The organism is Streptomyces sp. W16, from assembly GCF_033194735.1.
In the GTDB taxonomy this organism is placed as follows: domain Bacteria; phylum Actinomycetota; class Actinomycetes; order Streptomycetales; family Streptomycetaceae; genus Streptomyces.
Genome location: NZ_JAWOAI010000264.1, coordinates 1 through 13,712, shown reverse-complemented (window position 1 = coordinate 13,712; position 13,712 = coordinate 1). Strand labels below are relative to the sequence as shown.

The 13,712-nt window shown below is 70.7% G+C and carries 15 protein-coding genes; 9 read left to right on the top strand and 6 right to left on the bottom strand.

Annotated elements, in window-relative coordinates; genetic code table 11:
- The 4 genes from alr to R6V09_RS30110 all read left to right on the top strand — a co-directional run.
- Window positions 1–1,077: alanine racemase (alr, locus tag R6V09_RS30125; protein WP_317884607.1), on the top strand; the 1,077-nt coding region annotated here is incomplete at its 5' end.
- The gene (locus R6V09_RS30120) at window positions 1,074–2,312 is read left to right on the top strand and encodes an alpha/beta fold hydrolase (RefSeq protein ID WP_317884606.1); all 1,239 of its coding nucleotides are present in this window, start codon (window positions 1,074–1,076) and stop codon (window positions 2,310–2,312) included. The genes alr and R6V09_RS30120, both read left to right, overlap by 4 nt.
- Window positions 2,278–2,799: a tRNA (adenosine(37)-N6)-threonylcarbamoyltransferase complex ATPase subunit type 1 TsaE gene (gene tsaE, locus R6V09_RS30115; protein WP_317884605.1), complete on the top strand. Its 522-nt coding sequence runs from the start codon at window positions 2,278–2,280 to the stop codon at window positions 2,797–2,799. Before R6V09_RS30120 ends, tsaE begins: the two co-directional genes overlap by 35 nt.
- Before the next feature lie 138 nt (window positions 2,800–2,937).
- Window positions 2,938–3,087, top strand: a complete 150-nt coding sequence (locus tag R6V09_RS30110) for a hypothetical protein (protein WP_317884604.1) — start codon at window positions 2,938–2,940, stop codon at window positions 3,085–3,087.
- A gap of 129 nt (window positions 3,088–3,216) precedes the next feature.
- Here the strand turns inward: R6V09_RS30110 and R6V09_RS30105 are convergent, their stop codons facing one another.
- Entirely contained in the window at window positions 3,217–3,774 is a 558-nt protein-coding gene (locus tag R6V09_RS30105) for a hypothetical protein (protein WP_317884603.1), read from the bottom strand.
- A gap of 120 nt (window positions 3,775–3,894) precedes the next feature.
- Between R6V09_RS30105 and tsaB the strand changes: the two genes are divergently transcribed.
- Genes tsaB through R6V09_RS30085 form a run of 4 tightly spaced genes read left to right on the top strand, consistent with a single transcriptional unit; the run spans window position 3,895 to window position 6,473 of the window.
- Entirely contained in the window at window positions 3,895–4,548 is a 654-nt protein-coding gene (tsaB, locus tag R6V09_RS30100; RefSeq protein ID WP_317884602.1) for a tRNA (adenosine(37)-N6)-threonylcarbamoyltransferase complex dimerization subunit type 1 TsaB, read from the top strand.
- Window positions 4,545–5,132, top strand: coding sequence for a GNAT family N-acetyltransferase (locus R6V09_RS30095; RefSeq protein ID WP_317884601.1), 588 nt, complete (start codon window positions 4,545–4,547; stop codon window positions 5,130–5,132). Before tsaB ends, R6V09_RS30095 begins: the two co-directional genes overlap by 4 nt.
- The gene (tsaD, locus tag R6V09_RS30090; RefSeq protein WP_317884600.1) at window positions 5,125–6,216 is read left to right on the top strand and encodes a tRNA (adenosine(37)-N6)-threonylcarbamoyltransferase complex transferase subunit TsaD; all 1,092 of its coding nucleotides are present in this window, start codon (window positions 5,125–5,127) and stop codon (window positions 6,214–6,216) included. The genes R6V09_RS30095 and tsaD overlap by 8 nt, the downstream gene beginning before the upstream one ends.
- A 14-nt stretch (window positions 6,217–6,230) precedes the next feature.
- A complete protein-coding gene (locus R6V09_RS30085; protein ID WP_317884610.1) occupies window positions 6,231–6,473 on the top strand; it encodes a hypothetical protein in 243 nt (80 codons plus the stop codon).
- Here R6V09_RS30085 and R6V09_RS30080 read toward each other — a convergent pair.
- The 5 genes from R6V09_RS30080 to R6V09_RS30060 form a co-directional block, all read right to left on the bottom strand.
- On the bottom strand, window positions 6,424–6,951 hold the full coding sequence (locus R6V09_RS30080) for a hypothetical protein (RefSeq protein ID WP_317884599.1): 528 nt from the start codon (window positions 6,949–6,951) through the stop codon (window positions 6,424–6,426). The genes R6V09_RS30085 and R6V09_RS30080 overlap by 50 nt on opposite strands.
- 29 nt (window positions 6,952–6,980) lie before the next feature.
- On the bottom strand, window positions 6,981–9,287 hold the full coding sequence (locus R6V09_RS30075; RefSeq protein ID WP_317884598.1) for a glycoside hydrolase family 3 N-terminal domain-containing protein: 2,307 nt from the start codon (window positions 9,285–9,287) through the stop codon (window positions 6,981–6,983).
- 34 nt (window positions 9,288–9,321) lie between these two features.
- On the bottom strand, window positions 9,322–10,221 hold the full coding sequence (locus R6V09_RS30070; protein ID WP_442810179.1) for a carbohydrate ABC transporter permease: 900 nt from the start codon (window positions 10,219–10,221) through the stop codon (window positions 9,322–9,324).
- 4 nt (window positions 10,222–10,225) lie between these two features.
- Entirely contained in the window at window positions 10,226–11,095 is an 870-nt protein-coding gene (locus R6V09_RS30065; protein ID WP_317884608.1) for a carbohydrate ABC transporter permease, read from the bottom strand.
- Window positions 11,096–11,172: 77 nt separating this feature from the next.
- Window positions 11,173–12,477: an ABC transporter substrate-binding protein gene (locus tag R6V09_RS30060; RefSeq protein WP_317884597.1), complete on the bottom strand. Its 1,305-nt coding sequence runs from the start codon at window positions 12,475–12,477 to the stop codon at window positions 11,173–11,175.
- 107 nt (window positions 12,478–12,584) lie between these two features.
- Here R6V09_RS30060 and R6V09_RS30055 point away from each other — a divergent pair, with 107 nt between their 5' ends.
- The gene (locus tag R6V09_RS30055; RefSeq protein WP_317884596.1) at window positions 12,585–13,631 is read left to right on the top strand and encodes a LacI family DNA-binding transcriptional regulator; all 1,047 of its coding nucleotides are present in this window, start codon (window positions 12,585–12,587) and stop codon (window positions 13,629–13,631) included.
- Window positions 13,632–13,712: the final 81 nt, after the last annotated feature.

Genomic DNA, 13,712 nt, shown 5'->3' with positions numbered 1-13,712 from the left:
GCGGCCGTCGAGGCGGGAGCGACCTGGCTCGGTACGGCCACCCCTCAGGAGGCCCTCGAACTGCGGGCCCGCGCCGGACTGCCGGACGGGGTGCGGGTGATGTGCTGGCTCTGGACGCCCGGCGGGCCGTGGCGCGAGGCCATCGAGGCCGACCTCGACATGTCGCTCAGCGACATGTGGGCGCTGCGCGAGGTCGTGGCAGCCGCCCGCGTGGCCGGTCTGCCCGCGCGCGTGCAGCTCAAGGCCGACACCGGACTCGGGCGCAACGGCTGCCAGCCCGGCGACGACTGGGCCGAGCTCGTCGGCGAGGCCCTGCGCGCCGAGGCCGAAGGGCTGCTCCGGATCACCGGGCTCTGGTCGCACTTCGCCTGCGCCGACGAACCCGGGCATCCCTCCGTCGACGCCCAACTCGCCCTGTTCCGCGAGATGGTCGCGTACGCGGAAGGACGGGGCGTACGGCCCGAGGTCCGCCACATCGCCAACTCACCCGCCACCCTCACCCGCCCCGACTCCCACTTCGACCTCGTCCGCACCGGCATCGCCGTCTACGGCGTCTCGCCCAGCCCCGAGCTGGGCTCCTCCGCCGACTTCGGGCTGCGGCCGGTGATGACCCTGAAGGCGTCCGTCGCCCTGGTGAAGCAGGTACCGGGCGGGCACGGCGTCAGCTACGGCCATCACTACGTCACCCCGGGCACGACGACCCTCGGCCTCATCCCCGTCGGCTACGCGGACGGCATCCCCCGGCACGCCTCCGGCACCGGCCCGGTGCTGGTCGGCGGCAAGTGGCGCACGGTCGCGGGGCGGGTCGCCATGGACCAGTTCGTCGTGGACCTGGGAGGGGACGAGCCGGAGGCCGGGACGGAGGCGATCCTCTTCGGCCCCGGCGACCGCGGCGAGCCCACCGCCGAGGACTGGGCACAGGCCGCGGGCACCATCGCGTACGAAATCGTCACCCGCATCGGAACACGCGTTCCCCGCGTCTACGTCAATGAGGACGTCCTCGTCGACGAGGCCGTCCCCGGGTATGAGGCAGACGACACAGCGCAGGTCCGGGACGGGAAGAGGAGCGGCACGTGAGCGAGAGCAGTGCGGAGGCGGTCGCCGCGGTCGCCTCCGCCGCCACGGGGGCGGCGGGCAACTGGCGCAAGGTGACCGGTATCGCGGGCGCCGCGATAGGTGTGATCGCGGCCGGTGCCGCGGCCGGTGTCGCCATAGAGCGGATGACGGTCGGGCGCGGTATGCGCGAGCGGGCGCGGCTGGCGCTCGACTCCACGGGACCGTACGGCTCGCTGCGCGGCATCCCCGGCACGGCCCGCGCGGACGACGGCACCGAGCTGTACTACGAGGTCGACGACATCGAGCCGGAGGTCGCCGTCACCCCGAAGCGCCGCCGGCTCTTCGGACGCAAGGCTCCGGCCCCGGTCACCGTCGTCTTCAGTCACGGCTACTGCCTCAACCAGGACTCCTGGCACTTCCAGCGGGCGGCCCTGCGCGGGGTCGTGCGGACCGTGCACTGGGACCAGCGCAGCCACGGGCGTTCCGCGCGCGGGGTCGCGCAGCTGGAAGACGACATGCCGCTCACCATCGACCAGTTGGGCCGCGACCTGAAGGCCGTGCTCGACGCGGCCGTGCCCGAGGGGCCGATCGTGCTCGTCGGGCACTCCATGGGCGGCATGACGGTGATGGCACTGGCCGACCAGTACCCCGACCTGATCCGCGACCGGGTCGTCGCCACCGCCTTCGTCGGTACGTCCTCCGGGCGGCTCGGCGAGGTCAACTTCGGGCTGCCCGTCGCCGGGGTCAACGCGGTACGGCGGGTGCTGCCCGGCGTACTGAAGGCGCTCGGGCAGCAGGCCGCGCTGGTGGAGCGGGGGCGGCGGGCCACCGCCGATCTGTTCGCCGGGATCATCAAGCGGTACTCGTTCGCCTCGCGGGACGTCGACCCGGCGGTCGCGCGGTTCGCCGAGCGGATGATCGAGGGCACGCCCATCGATGTCGTCGCCGAGTTCTACCCGGCGTTCACCGACCACGACAAGACCGCCGCCCTCACCCACTTCAAGGACATGCCGGTGCTCGTGCTGGCCGGGATCGGCGATCTCGTCACGCCCAGTGAGCACAGCGAGGCCATCGCCGACCTGCTGCCGGACGCCGAGCTGGTGCTCGTGCCGGACGCCGGGCACCTGGTCATGCTGGAGCACCCGGAAGTGGTCACCGACCGCCTCGCCGACCTGCTCACCCGCGCGGGTGCCGTGCCCGCAGGGGCTACCGTAAGTGGCTATGGAAGCACCAGCAGCACCGCACGCCGCGGCTGAGCCCCTGTCCGTCTCGATCACCGTCAACTCCCCCGAGCAGATGGGGGAGTTGGGGCGCCGCCTGGCCAAGCTGCTGCGCGCGGGCGACCTCGTGATGCTCACCGGGGAGCTCGGCGCCGGCAAGACGACGCTGACCCGGGGACTGGGGGAGGGGCTCGGTGTGCGCGGCGCGGTCACCTCGCCGACGTTCGTCATCGCGCGCGTGCACCCCTCGCTCGGCGACGGGCCGCCACTGGTCCACGTAGACGCGTACCGCCTCGGCGGCGGGCTCGACGACATGGAGGACCTCGACCTGGACGTCTCGCTGCCCGAGTCGGTGATCGTCGTGGAGTGGGGCGAGGGCAAGGTCGAGGAGCTGACGGACGACCGGCTGTCGGTCGTCATCCACCGGGCCGTCGGAGACACCACGGACGAGGTACGGCACGTCACCGTCACCGGGCTCGGCGAGCGCTGGGCCGCGGTTGAACTGAGCGTGCTCGGCGTCTGAACCCCTGGTGCGGGGCGTGCGGGTTCCGACAAGGTGTCGGCAAGATGTTGCGTTCGGGGTCTTGCGCGTGGTCACATGGTATCCAGTACGTAGTTAGGTCTACCTAACTACGTCTGCCCCAGGCCCCAGGAGGCGTCCATGCCGGCTTCAGAGAACCAGGACCGTCCGCAGCCGTACGTGTTCGCCGGGGTGTCGATGCGAGAGTTGTTGGCGGCCGGTGAGGCGGCGAAGGCGATCTCGACGCCGCCGCGTGAGGCTCCGCCGGTTGAGTCGCGTAAAGCCGCCTAGTTTTCGTCTGCGGGTCGGTGGGGGCTGGTCGCGCCCGCGCGGCGGAGCCGCAAATCGATACAGCCCCGCGCCCCTGGGGGTGCGCCCCTGCGGGGCGCGACCCCCATCAGAGGACTGCTGCGACTCCCGTCAGTGGATCACTACCACCGACTGCCCGATCGTCGCGAACTCCCACATCGCCGCGCCGTCCTCGACCGACTCGCGGATGCCGCCGGACTTTACCGTGGGGTCGGGTTCCTGTGTCGCGCCGCTGACCGCCGCGCTGAAGCCGATCGCGAGCCCGCCCGTGCTGGTGAAGCGGACGACGTGCTGGATGGGGGTGCCGTCGGTGCCGGTGACCGCGTTCGAGCGGGACGTGACCCAGTAGGAACCCATGGTCGGATCCACCGTGCCGGGGGTGACCTTGAACGTGCGGTTGACCTTGTTGTTCGTGGCGACCAGCCACACCCGGTCGTCGTCCAGCGAGTACACGACCCGCTCGCCCCGGCCGGAGCCCGCGGGCAGCGCGGCGGGGTTCTTCCTGTCGCGGGGCGCCTTCGAGGTGGCCACCGCCGGCGGGGCGCTCGCACGGGCCGTACTCCCCAGCCCGGCCGGGACGCTCGCCGACGCCTGATAGGCGAGGAAACCGACCGTGGCGACGGCCGCCACGGTGAGCCCGGCCACGATTCCCGAGCTGCTGCCGGCCATCGGCGCCCACCTCCGTGTCTTGTATGTCCAGTAAGTGCGGTGACCCTAGGTGACGGTAGCAGTCGGGCCGGGCCGACCGGGGCGGCCGTGCGCGGGGCGCCGGAGCCGTAGGCTGTTTGCGTGCTCTTGCTCGCTCTGGATACCGCCACCCCCGCCGTCACCGTCGCCCTGCACGACGGCGAGGCCGTCATCGCCTCGTCGAGTCAGGTGGACGCGCGCCGCCACGGTGAGCTGCTGCTCCCGGCCGTCGACCGTGTGCTCGCCGACGCGGGACTCAAACTCGACGCCGTCACGGGAATCGTCGTGGGCATCGGCCCCGGGCCCTACACCGGGCTGCGCGTCGGCCTGATGACCGCCGACACGTTCGGGCTCGCGCTCGGTGTGCCCGTGCACGGTGTGTGCACGCTGGACGGCCTCGCCCACGCCGCCGACCTCGACGGCCCCTTCGTCGTGGCCACCGACGCGCGCCGCAAGGAGGTCTACTGGGCGCGCTACGCCGACTCCCGCACCCGGGTCACCGACCCGGCCGTGGACCGGCCCGCCGAGATCGCCGACGAGGTGGCGGGGCTGCCCGCCGTGGGCGCGGGCGCGCTGCTCTACCCGGACACCTTCCCGTCCGCCCACGAGCCGCAGCACGTGTCCGCCGCCGCGCTCGCCTCCCTGGCCGTCGAGAGACTGGCGGCGGGCGTCGAACTCCCCGAGCCCCGGCCGCTGTACCTGCGCCGCCCCGACGCCCAGGTGCCCAAGAACTACAAGGTGGTCACCCCCAAGTGACCGAATCCCTGAGTCCTCGACTGCGCGAGATGCGCTGGTGGGACATCGATCCCGTGCTGGAACTGGAGAAGGACCTCTTCCCCGAGGACGCCTGGTCCCGGGGCATGTTCTGGTCCGAACTGGCACACGCGCGGGGCGCCGAGGCGACACGCCGGTACCTGGTGGCCGAGGTGACCGGTGCGCAGTACGAGGGCGGTGTCCGAGTCGTCGGCTACGCGGGCCTCGCCACCACCGGCACCGCATCCGGCACCGCGTCCGACAGCGACTCCGCCGCGACGGGCGACATCCAGACCATCGCCGTCGCCCGCGACCACTGGGGCACCGGCCTGGGCGCCACTCTGCTCACCGAACTCCTCAGCGCGGCAAGCGAGTTCGAGTGCGCCGAGGTCATGCTCGAATGCCGCGTCGACAACATCCGCGCGCAGAAACTCTACGAGCGCTTCGGGTTCGCGCCCATCGGCTTCCGGCGCGGCTACTACCAGCCGGGCAACGTCGACGCCCTGGTGATGCGCCTGACCACAGATCCCGACAGCAGCTCCGCCGCGGGGTCGACTTCCGTACAAGGAACCGAGTTCAATGACTGACGAACCTCTCGTCCTCGGCATCGAGACCTCCTGCGACGAGACCGGCGTCGGCATCGTCCGCGGCCACACCCTGCTCGCGGACGCGGTCGCGTCCAGCGTCGACGAACACGCCCGCTTCGGCGGGGTCGTACCGGAGGTGGCGTCCCGCGCCCACCTGGAGGCGATGATCCCGACGATCCGGCGCGCGCTGAAGGACGCGGGCGTGAGCGCGAGCGACCTCGACGGCATCGCGGTCACGGCGGGCCCCGGGCTGGCAGGCGCGCTGCTCGTCGGCGTCTCGGCGGCCAAGGCGTACGCCTACGCGCTGGGCAAGCCGCTCTACGGCGTGAACCACCTCGCCTCCCACATCTGCGTGGACCAGCTGGAGCACGGCGCGCTGCCGGAGCCGACGATGGCGCTGCTGGTGTCCGGCGGCCACTCCTCCCTCCTCCTCTCCTCGGACATCACCTCGGACGTACGACCGCTGGGCGCGACCATCGACGACGCGGCGGGCGAGGCCTTCGACAAGATCGCGCGCGTTCTGAACCTCGGCTTCCCGGGCGGCCCGGTCATCGACCGGTACGCGAAGGAGGGCGATCCGACGGCGATCACGTTCCCGCGCGGACTGACCGGGCCGCGCGACCCGGCGTACGACTTCTCCTTCTCCGGGCTGAAGACGTCCGTGGCCCGCTGGATCGAGGCGAAGCGGGCGGCGGGGGAGGAGGTGCCGGTGCGCGATGTGTCGGCGTCCTTCCAGGAGGCGGTCGTCGACGTGCTCACCCGCAAGGCCGTACGGGCCTGCAAGGACGAGGGCGTCGACCACCTGATGATCGGCGGCGGAGTAGCCGCGAACTCCCGCCTGCGGGCCCTGGCGGCGGAGCGCTGCGAGGCCGCCGGTATCCGGCTGCGCGTACCGCGCCCGAAGCTGTGCACGGACAACGGCGCGATGGTCGCCGCGCTGGGTGCGGAGATGGTGGCGCGCAACCGGGCGCCCTCGGACTGGGACCTGTCGGCGGACTCGTCGCTGCCGGTGACCGATCCGCATGTGCCGGGGCGCGGTCACGATCACGTGCACGAGGTCAGCAAGGAGAACCTGTACTCGTGACGACGGTTGCGTTGATGTGGGAGGCGCGGGCGGTCGAGGGGCGAGGGGACGAACTGCTCGCCTGGGCGCGGGCGCAGAAGCTGTCCGCCGAGCCCCTGCGCCGGGAGTTCCTCAGCGCACCTCAGGACCGCGTCCTCGTCATCACGTGGTGGGACGCGGACTACGACGCTGATCTGCCCGAACTTCCCGAGCCTGAGGGGGAGTTGGTCATGCGGGCGGTGCATCGGTGGCGGTTCGAGTCGGTGGGGGAGGGCTGAGGGGGGAGTACGCCAGCCGCCAGGGCTCGTTGTGGACGTACCCCCGCCATACCAGCCGCCCGTGCCTGTGCTCCCACCAGACGGCCACCGCCGCACTGCCCAGCCACTCCGTGGCCAGCAGCGCCATGAAAAGCGAGTCGTTCCCCAAGAAGAACGCGAACACGCCCGGAGCCAGGAAGAGCAGCGGGTAAGGAAGGCGAAGAAGCAGGTAGAGCGGGCTGTTGCTCGGGAGCCGGACGTCGCTCGGCAGGGCGACCGCGGTCTCGAAGTCCCGCTTGTGGCTGACGTGTTTGAGCCCCGAGGCGTGCACGAGCGTGAAGAGGACGAAGAGCCCGATCACCAAGGCGACCGCTTGCGCCACGGTGTCGCCTCTCACCGGCCCACTCCCCCGCACCACCACTGCGGCCGTTACCCCGACCATGATGCCGGTCAGCCACGCCACAGAGGCCATCAACTCGTGGTGCACGAACCTGACCATCGGACCCCCGTGTCCGCCCCGGCCGGAGGTCACCCCACCCCCGACACCCCCGTCCCGCACAGCAGCCGCCGATCGGTGCCGAGTACCCTCACCGGCCCCGTGAGATGCAGTCGTGCGGTGTGCCGTACGTCCGTGCTCGATGCGGCCAACCGTAGTTCCAGGGCGCCCGGTTCAACCACCCGCGCACCGGAACGGTCGGTGAACGCCGACAGATCGGCATGGAAGTGGAAGGTGACGCGCGTCGCCTCGCCCGGCCCCAGCTCCAGCCGCTGGTAACCGATCAGGCGGACGTCGGGCCGGGTCACCGAGGCCACCGGGTCGTGCAGGTACAGCTGGACGACCTCCGCGCCCGACCGGTCGCCGGTGTTGCGGACGGTGACCGTCAGGTCGTAGGAGCCGTCCGTGCCGATCTCCAACTCCCTTGATTCGGCGGGCTCCCACGCGAACGTCGTGTACGAGCGGCCGTGGCCGAAGGGGTACAGCGGGGTCGGGTCGAGGCTGCTGACCTCGTCGGCGAGGCCCAACGGGGGCTGGAGGTACGTCCACGGCTGGCCGCCGGGCACGTGCGGGACGCTCACCGGGAGGCGGCCCGACGGGTTGACGCGGCCCGACAGCACTCCCGCCACCGCCGGGCCGCCCTCCTCCCCCGGGAAGAACGCCTGGACCACCGCGCCCAGGCGTCCGTGCCAACGGCCCAGCGCGTAGGGGCGGCCGGTGAGCAGCACCAGCACCACCGGGACACCCGTCGACACGAGTGCGTCCAGCAAGTCGGCCTGTACGCCGGGCAGTTGGAGGTCCGCCACATCGCAGCCCTCACCCGACGTGCCCCGCCCGAACAGGCCGGCCCGGTCGCCGAGCACCGCCACGCACACATCCGCCTCGGACGCCCGCGCGACCGCCTCCTCGAAACCGGTCGGGTCCGGCCCGGACACGTCGCACCCCTCCGCGAACGTCACCTTGGCGTCCGGGAGTTCGGCCCGCAGCGACTCCAGCACGGTGGGGATCTCGATGCCCATCGGCACCTCGGGGTGGTGGACGCCCACATGGGACGGGAAGGAGTAGCAGCCCAGCATGGCGAGCGCGTCCGCCGCCCTGGGGCCCACCACCGCGATCCGGGCATCCGGGGCGAGCGGCAGCAGACCGTCCGGGTTGTCCAGCAACACCACTGACTTCTCCGCCAGTTGGCGGGCCAGCGCGCGGTTCGCCGCCGAGTCGAGGTCCATCCGGCCGGTCGGCTCCGGCGCCCAGTCCTCGTCCAGCAGCCCCAACTCGCACTTCTGGAGCAGCACTCGGCGTGCGGCCCGCTCGATCAGCGACTCCGGGACGTCCCCCGCCCGCACCGCCTCCACCAACGGCTTGCCGTAGCACTTCAGCGTCGGCAGCTCCACGTCGATCCCCGCCACCAGCGCCGCTTGTGCCGCCTCCGCCGGGCTGCCCGCCACCCGGTGCAGCGTCTCCAGAAAGCCGATGCCGAAGTAGTCGGCGACCACCGTCCCCGTGAACTGCCAGTCCTCCCGCAGGAGTTGGGTCAGCAGCGCCGGGTCCGCCGACGCCGGTACGCCGTCCGTCTCGTTGTACGCCGCCATCACCGACCGCGCGCCGCCCTCCCGCAGCGCCATCTCGAACGGCGGCAGCACCACGTCCGCGAACTCCCGCACCCCGGCCCGCACCGGCGCCAGATTCCGCGCCCCCACCGAGGACGCGTACCCCGCGAAGTGCTTCAGCGTCGCGACCACCCCGGCCGACTCCAGCCCCCGCACATACGCGGCACCGATGGTCCCCACCAGATACGGATCCTCCCCGATCGTCTCCTCCACCCGCCCCCAGCGCGGATCCCGTACGACGTCCAGGACCGGGGCGAGGCCCTGGTGGACGCCGGCCGCGCGCAGGTCGGCGCCGATGTGCCGGGCCATCTCCTCGACCAGCGCCGGGTCGAAGCTCGCACCCCAGGCCAGTGGCACCGGGTACGCCGTCGCGCCCCAGGCGGTGAACCCGGCGAGGCACTCCTCGTGGGCGACGGCCGGGATGCCGAAGCGGCCCGCCGCCGCGATCCGCCGTTGCGCGCGGGCCAGCGCCTGCGCGCCCAACTCCGGATCCACCGGCGCCGTACCGAAGGAACGGGTGAGCTGCCCCAGGCCCTGGGTGATCAGCTCGTCCCAGTCGTAGTCGGAGGTCATCTCCCTTTGCAGTGGGGCGACTCCGTCGCCGTCCGTGTCGGCGCCCACCCAAACGCCGTACAGCTGGGCGGTCTTCTCCTCCAGGGTCATCCGGGCGAGCAGGTCGTCGACGCGGGCGGCGGCGGGAAGGGCGGGGTCGCGCCAGGGGGCGGTGGTCATGAAACTCCTGTCGGGAAAGGTGAGTTGGGGAGGCTCACTTGCCGCCCACGCCCATCAGGCCGCCGACCAGGGCGCGCCGGGCCACCAGGTAGACGGCGAAGATCGGGATGCCGGAGAGGACGACCGAGGCGAGCAGCGCGGGGATGTTCACGCCGAACTGGCTGACGTAGTTGAAGAGTCCGAGGGTGAGGACCCGGGGGCCGTCGGACTGGGTGAAGATCAGCGGGAAGAGGAAGCCGTTCCAGGCCTGGAGGGCCGCGTAGATGACGACCGTGCTGATTCCGCCCTTGGTCAGCGGGATGACCAGCTGGAACAGCATCCGGGTCGCCGAGGCCCCGTCGAGCGCCATCGCCTCGTACAGGTCCTCCGAGATGTCCCGCAGGGTGCCGGTCAGGACCAGCACGGAGACCGGCATCGCAAAGGCCGCCGTGGGGAGGATGACCGCCAACAGGCTGTCGTAGAGGTCGAGTTTGGCGATCATCAGGTACAGCGGGACCACGACTGCCTGCGCCGGGATCGCGACTCCCAGCAGGAACAGGCGGAAAGCCGCGCTCGACCAGACGGTGCGAGTGCGTACGGCGACGTAGGCGAGCGGCACGCACAGCACGAGCACGATGCCTACGACCGCTGCCGCCACCAGTGCCGTGTTCGCGAGGAAGTGGCCGAAGCCGTTGTGCAGGACGGTGTTGTAGTTGGCGAAGGTCGGATCGGTGGGCGGCTTCAGGGCGTTGTTGCCGAGTGCCTTGTCCTGGCGGGTGAGGGAGGCCGAGATCATCGCGTAGATGGGGACGATGACGACCGCGAGCCAGAGGAGGGAGCCGAGGCCGGCCAGGGGGTTGGGGCGTCGGGTCCAGTGGCGGCGCCGTCGGGTGTGCGGGGGTTCCACGGGCTCCTCCGCCGTCTTCACCGGACGCGGCAACGTGTCGTGTGACACTCCGTCACATCCCTTCGCGGGTACTGCGCATGGCGCCGAAACCGGTGAGCCGGACCAGGACCAGGGAGAGCACGGTGGCGGTCACGACCAGGAAGGTCGCGATCGCGCTCGCGTAGCCGAAGTCGTAGCTCTTGAAGCCGGCCTCGTACATCAGGTACGGCAGGATCGCCGTGTCCGTGCCGGGGCCGCCCTGGGTGAGGATCAGGACGGTCTCGAAGTAGGTGAGCGAGCCGACGATCATCAGCACGCTGGAGGTAGTGGCCGTGTTGCGGAGCTGGGGCAGCGTGATCGAGAAGAACTGGCGGTAGCGGCCCGCGCCGTCAATTGCCGCCGCCTGGTAGAGGACTTCGGGTATCTGACGGGCCCCGCCCTGGTAGATCAGGGTGTGAAAGGGGATGAACTGCCAGCCCCCGACGAACACGATCGCGAGGAACGCGCCGCTGGTCGAGCCGAGCGTGTCCTGGTGGATGACACCGAAGTTCGGGTCGAGCAGGGCGTAGAAGAGCAACGCGATCGCCGTAGAGGACAACAGAAACGGCACGAAGAAGATCGCGGAGAGAACGGCCCGGTTGCGCTGCCGCCCCGCTGCCCAGACCCCGAGAAGCAGGGACACGACGGTCTGGAAAACCCAGCTGGTCACGGTCAACAGGACGGTGACGGTGAGGGATTGGGTGAGTCGATCGTCGTGCAGCAACTTCTGCCAGTTGGCGAGGCCTACTGGTTTCGGATCGCCGAGCCCATTCCACGTGGTGAAGGAGAGGTACACGGCGAGGACCATGGGCGCAACAGCGAAGAACACGAAGAACAAAACCCCGGGCACAGCCAAGAGGGCGTGAGGTGCAGCGCCCCCATAGGGGCGCGGGGCTGTGTCAATTTGCGGCTCCGCCGCGGGGCGCGACCAGCCACGACGAACCGGCACCCGACGAACCACCCCACCCACGGAGCGATTACTCACTTCAACCCCTTGAGCGCCGACACGAACTCCGCCGGCGAACTCTTCGCCACGAACAGCTTGTTGATCTCCGTCAGCATCGGCGTGGACACATCCGGATCCACCGCCTGATCCCAGCTCAACGTGAACGCCGGTGCCTGCTGCACCATTTGGTACTGGAACTTCGCGAACTCCGGATTGGGCGACGAGTCGAGCAGCTTCTCCGCGTTGGACGTAGTCGGAATGTCCCCGTTGGCAACGAGATCCTTCGCATACGCCTCCGACGCACAGTCCCGCAGAAACGCGATCGCCGCGTCCTTGTTGCCCGTACGGGCGTTCACGGACCAGTAGTTGGTGGGGTTGCCGACCACATTGCGGATGTCACCCGCGCCCCCCTCGTACTTCGGAAAGGCGCACCACCCAAGGTTCGTCTTGGCGAAGTCGGGAAACTTTCCGAGCTGCGTCGAGTACTCCCACGAGCCCATCAGATGCATCGCCGCCTTGCCCTTGGCGAAGACCGCGGGCGCGCCACCGTTGACGTACGACACAGAACTGAAGCCCTTGCCGAAGGCCCCGTCGTCGATGAGTTCCTTGACCGTCTCGGCGGCCTTGAGGACAGCAGGGTCGCCCCAACCCGACGCATCGCCATTCTTGATCTTGTCGAAGACCTCGGGCCCGCCGATCCGGTCGACCAGGTACTCCAGCCACATCAGCTCGGGCCAGATGTCGGCGCCGCCGAGCGCGAACGGCGTGATGCCCGCCGCCTTCAGCTTCTTGTTGATGTCGAGCAACTCGGCCCAGGTGGTGGGCGGTTGGAGCTTGTGCGCGGCGAAGACCGACTTGTTGTAGAAGAGGATCACCGGCTGCATGCCGCGCATCGGTATGCCGTAGTTCTTGCCCTTGAGCGCGCCCGCCGCGAGCACCGAGGGCAGGAAGCCGTCCTTGAGGACCGGGTCGGACTTGATGGTGTCGGTGAGGTCGACCAGCTGGTTGGCGTCCTGGTACGCCTTGATCGAGCCGCCGCCCCAGTTGAAGAAGACGTCCGGCGCGTTCGGTGAGCCCATCGCGGTGCGCAGCTTGGCCGGGTAGTCGGTGCCGGGCACCTTCTCCAGCTTGATCTTGCCCTTGGCCTTCTTCGCCGCCGCCGACGCGTTGAACCGGGTGACGGCCTTGACCTGGACCTTCGTCGCGTCGTCGCCGTAGACGAAGGCGGTGACGGTGCCGCTGCTGCCGGTGCTGTCACTGGAGCCGCAGGCCGTGAGTCCGGTGGTGAGCAGGGTGGTGGCACCGGCGCCGAGTACCCAGCGCCTGCTGTAGGACTCCATATGACGGCCTCTTTCGCGAAAGTTTCGGTCAGCGTTACGAATGTTCCGGGAACGTATGGCGGGACAGAGGCTTCGTCAAGAGGTCACGCAGGGATACGATCGCGGGCATGAAACCTTCGAAGGCCGTGGAAACGCAGACTGCGACACTCGCTGAGATTGCCCGCGAGGCCGGAGTCTCGGCTCCGACTGTTTCGAAGGTCCTCAACGGCCGCGCCGACGTCGCCCCCGCCACCCGCACCCGTGTCGAGGACCTGCTGCGCTCCTACGGCTACCGGCGCCGCCGGGCCGAGGCGACCCGCTCCCCGCTGATCGACCTGGTCTTCCACGAGCTGGAGAGCGCCTGGGCGCTGGAGGTCATCCGGGGTGTGGAGAACGTGGCGCGGGACGCGGGGTTGAGCGTGGTGCTCAGCGAGAGCGCGGGGCGGCTGACACCCGGCCGGACCTGGGCCGACCAGGTCGCCGCCCGCCGCCCGCACGGCGTGGTCCTCGTCCTCTCCGGGCTCGACGAGTCGCAGCGGGCGCTGCTGACCAGCCGTTCCATCCCGTTCGTGGTGATGGACCCGGCCGGCGACCCGGGCGCCGACGTGCCGTCGATCGGCGCGACGAACTGGCAGGGCGGACTTGCCGCCACCCGGCACCTGGTCGAGCTGGGCCACACCCGGATCGGCGCGATCAGCGGACCCTCCCGGATGATGTGCAGCCGCGCCCGCGTGGACGGATACCGGGCCGCGCTGGAGACGGCCGGGCTGCCGGTCGACGGCTCGCTGATCGTCACCGGCGACTTCCACCACGAGGCCGGCTACCGCCTCGGGCTCGATCTGCTGCGCCGCCCGGACCGGCCCACCGCCGTCTTCGCCGGCAACGACCTCCAGGCCCTCGGCCTGTACGAGGCCGCGCGCGAACTGGGGCTGCGCATCCCGGAGGACCTGAGCGTGGTCGGCTTCGACGACCTCCCGGTCGCCCGCTGGGTCGGCCCGCCGCTGACGACCGTACGACAGCCCCTCACCGAGATGGCCGAGGCGGCGGCGAAGCTGGTGCTCGACCTGGGACGCGAGGAGGAGTCCTCGGCGGCACGGCGGGTGGAGCTGGCGACGAGCCTGGTGGTGCGCAGCAGTACGGCGGTGCCGACTTCGGCGGCGGGTCCCGCGAGGTGACGCGGGGTGGCGGGGCCGGCTCGGGTGGGTCGGTCGGGGTGGTGTGGCTGCGCGGGCTTCTGCGGGTCGGGCCAGGTGCCG